This window comes from Oscillibacter sp. KLE 1745 (genome assembly GCF_000469445.2).
Lineage (GTDB): Bacteria > Bacillota > Clostridia > Oscillospirales > Oscillospiraceae > Oscillibacter > Oscillibacter welbionis.
Window position 1 is genome coordinate 1 of the sequence record NZ_KI271699.1, and the last position, 2,439, is coordinate 2,439.

The 2,439-nt window shown below is 62.6% G+C and carries 3 protein-coding genes; 1 reads left to right on the forward strand and 2 read right to left on the reverse strand.

All coding sequences use genetic code 11. The features are described from left to right. Positions 1–385: 385 nt before the first annotated feature. Positions 386–586 carry a helix-turn-helix domain-containing protein gene (locus tag HMPREF1546_RS04720; protein ID WP_021750635.1) on the reverse strand — a complete coding sequence of 67 codons (201 nt, stop codon included), beginning with the start codon at positions 584–586 and terminating at the stop codon, positions 386–388. A 100-nt stretch (positions 587–686) separates the two neighbouring features. Between HMPREF1546_RS04720 and HMPREF1546_RS04725 the strand changes: the two genes are divergently transcribed. Then, on the forward strand, positions 687–932 hold the full coding sequence (locus HMPREF1546_RS04725; RefSeq protein ID WP_021750636.1) for a hypothetical protein: 246 nt from the start codon (positions 687–689) through the stop codon (positions 930–932). On the opposite strand, the gene miaB is transcribed toward HMPREF1546_RS04725, so the two are convergent. Then, entirely contained in the window at positions 929–2,341 is a 1,413-nt protein-coding gene (gene miaB, locus HMPREF1546_RS04730; protein ID WP_021750637.1) for a tRNA (N6-isopentenyl adenosine(37)-C2)-methylthiotransferase MiaB, read from the reverse strand. The two genes, HMPREF1546_RS04725 and miaB, sit on opposite strands and share 4 nt — an antisense overlap. Positions 2,342–2,439 lie beyond the last annotated feature (98 nt).

Below are 2,439 nucleotides of genomic sequence, written 5' to 3' on the forward strand. Positions count from 1 at the left end.
GCAGCGCGTAGCGAAGCGGAACGCGCGGAAAGAGAAGCTGGTCAAATGCGTTCTTGCACCCCGACCCCCTCCGCACCATCCGCCACGGGACGGCAGTATCGACCTCACAGAAGGCCCAAGCGTGCCCGAAGGCAAGGCCAAATCGGAGCAGGCACTGGTACGCCGACCCCCGTACGCGCGGAGGGCCACTGCACCGGAGCGCGCCCGGCGCCTTTTTCTCTTACACCGGGCGCGGCGCGTTCTCTTTTTGGCGCAACCAAAAAGAGAATGGGGGGCGCATTGCCCAGCTGGCACCCCAGCTGAATCCCCCGGGCGGTTGATAACCGCCCCTACGGTCCTGCAGGGGTCCGGCGGAAATCCGGCGGGCGGACACACAGTTCCGCCCCTACCGCTCCCGGCAGACCAGCTCATCCAGCGACAGGCCGTAGAAATCCGCCAGGGCAATCAGTGTGGACAGGGTCGGTTCCCGCTCTCCACGCTCATACGTCTGATAGGCCCGCCAACCGATGCCGATGATTTTTGCCAGCTCGGTTTGTTTCAGGCCCCTTTGCTTTCTCAGTTGAAGAAGGTGTTCTGCAAACGTCATAATTCCTCTTCCGCTCTTGACAGACACAAATATGTCTGCTATGATACGTACTATAAAAGACACAATCGTGTCTGTCAAACAAATTCAGGAGTGATCCCCTATGTCCGATTACATCGACATCCTGCTCACCGCCCTGGAGGACGAGCTGTACCCCTCTCTGGGCAAGGACTACTTCCTCCCCCTCCAGCAGGCGAACGACGCCTTGACCGCGCTTTCCGCCACCCTCACCGATCAGCAGCGTGCGCTGCTGGATTCCTATGAGGACGCCTCCGCCGCCGCAGGCAGCGCCTATCAGGACGCCTACGCCCGCAGGGCCTTCCTCCTCGCGCGGGAGGTCTACCGTTAAACGGCCTCGCCGTACAGCGCCCAGGTGTTGCTGCCGGTGACGGCCACATCCGCGAACTGCCCGATCAGGGCCTTGTCCCCTTTCAGCCGCACCAGACGGTTGCCCTCCGTCCGGGAGGTCAGGGGGTACTCCGGGTCGTCGCTCTCGCCGTCCACCAGCACCCGCACCGTTTTGCCCACATAGGCGGCGTGGAGCTTGGCGGACATATTGTTCTGGACCTCCAGGAGCCTGTCAAACCACTTCTGCTTCTCCGCCCGGGTGGCCGGGTCCGGCATGGCCGCGGCCTTGGTGCCGGGGCGGGGGGAGTAGATGAAGGTGAACAGGGCGTCAAACCCCACCTCCTCCACCAGAGACACGGTGTCCATGGCCTCCGCCTCCGTCTCGCCGGGGAAGCCGATGATGACGTCGGAGGTCAATACCAGCCCGGGCATGACCCGCTTGGCGTAGTTCACCAGATCCAGGTACTGCTGCCGGGTGTAGCGGCGGTTCATCTCTTTCAGGACCCGGTCGTTGCCGGACTGGAAGGGCAGGTGCAGCTGCTTGGCCACATGAGAGCTTGCGGCCATCACGTCAAACAGCCGGGGCGTGGCGTCCTTGGGGTGGCTGGACATGAAGCGGATGAGATATTCCCCCGGGATCCGGTCGATGTCCGCCAGCAGGTCCGGGAAGTGGTAATCCAAATCCAGATCGTTGCCGTAGGAGTTCACGTTCTGGCCCAGCAGGGTGATGTCCTTGTACCCCGCCTCCACCAGCTGCCGGACCTCCGCCAGCACGGCCTGGGGGTCCCGGCTCCGCTCCCGGCCCCGGACATAGGGCACGATGCAGTAGGAGCAGAAGTTGTTGCATCCGTACATGATGGAGACCCAGGCCTTCACGCCCTTCTCCCGCACCACGGGGATGCCCTCGGCAATGGTGCCGTGCTCGTCCTGGACGGAAAAGACCCGCTTCTTCGTCTCATACACCTGCCACAAAAGCTCCGGGAACTTCCACAGGGCCTGGGGGCCGAACACCAGATCCACGTGGGGATAGGACTTTTTGATCCGCTCCGACACCCGGGGCTCCTGGGCCATGCAGCCGCACAGGCAGATCACCTGCTCCGGATTCTCCTTCTTGGTGTGGGTCAGGGCGCCCAGGTTGCCGAACACCCGGTCCTCCGCGTGCTCCCGGATGGCGCAGGTGTTCAGGAGCACCAGATCGGCCTCCTTCGGGTCCTGGGTGAGGGTGAAGCCGCTTGCCTCCAGCATCCCCATGAGCTTCTGTCCGTCCGCCACATTCTGCTGGCAGCCGAAGGTGTCCACACAGGCCGCGGGGTGAGCCTCCCGGGCGGCGAACAGGCCGCGGATCTTCTCCTCAAACTCCCGCTGGCGGTCCAGGTCCGCCTGGGGGATCAATACGTTTTCGCGTTCCAAATCAGTTCCTCCAAATGCAGATACTTTAACTAAAATATCATAGCACACCAGAAAACAAAGCACAAGCAGGAAAAAGGTACCAGTTCCGGAGAAGCCGG